This window comes from Massilia sp. TSP1-1-2 (assembly GCF_049896185.1).
Taxonomy (GTDB): domain Bacteria; phylum Pseudomonadota; class Gammaproteobacteria; order Burkholderiales; family Burkholderiaceae_D; genus Telluria_A.
In genome coordinates, this window is the sequence record NZ_JAFCTU010000207.1 from 1 (window position 1) to 577 (window position 577).

Genomic DNA, 577 nt, shown 5'->3' on the forward strand with positions numbered 1-577 from the left:
ATGTGCAGCAATACGGTCACCCGATGCTGCGCCAGCGTCACCTGCCTTTTTCCATCAGCGACTGCGAGCGCGACCAATGGATGCTATGCATGAATAGTGCACTGCGCGATGAGGTGGAGGACGCCGATCTGCGCCGCGAGTTGTCAAACGCCTTTGCCAAAGTTGCCGACCACATGCGCAATAAACCGCAATGACCCTGACGCTCAGCAGGCTCAATGACAGCGTTTATCGCGTCCTCGCTGACCAGGGTCTGCATGTGGGCAACCTTAAGTTGATTGAAGGGCTGTGGAAATTCAAGGCCATCGGTTACGAGCGCAATGGCGACATCATTCCAGGCTGGGGTCCGCTCACCGAGCTGCACAATACCACCTTCGTCGCGCTCGACGAGGCTTTGATCAACGCCAGGCTTGTACCGACTTGAGACGCCGACGCTGCGTTTTACCCTTTTAAATTCCAGGAATTGTAATGAGCCAATTGTCTTTAGATAAATCAAAAATCCGCTTTCTGTTGCTGGAAGGTGTACATAAAAATGCCATCGGTGTCTTGAGCAGCAATGGTTACACCAATATTGACTACC

The 577-nt window shown here is 52.5% G+C and carries 1 protein-coding gene and 1 pseudogene; both read left to right on the forward strand.

The features are described from left to right. Positions 1–194, forward strand: a pseudogene (locus ACP7BV_RS27730) (hemoglobin-like protein); the annotation flags it as partial. After that, positions 191–421: a hypothetical protein gene (locus tag ACP7BV_RS27735; RefSeq protein ID WP_426108135.1), complete on the forward strand. Its 231-nt coding sequence runs from the start codon at positions 191–193 to the stop codon at positions 419–421. The pseudogene ACP7BV_RS27730 and the gene ACP7BV_RS27735, both read left to right, overlap by 4 nt. The last annotated feature ends 156 nt before the right edge of the window (positions 422–577 follow it).

Excerpts from the sequence above, each read along its gene's own strand:
- ACP7BV_RS27735 (WP_426108135.1), top strand. The coding sequence starts at position 191 with ATGACCCTGACGCTCAGCAGGCTCAATGACAGCGTTTATCGCGTCCTC.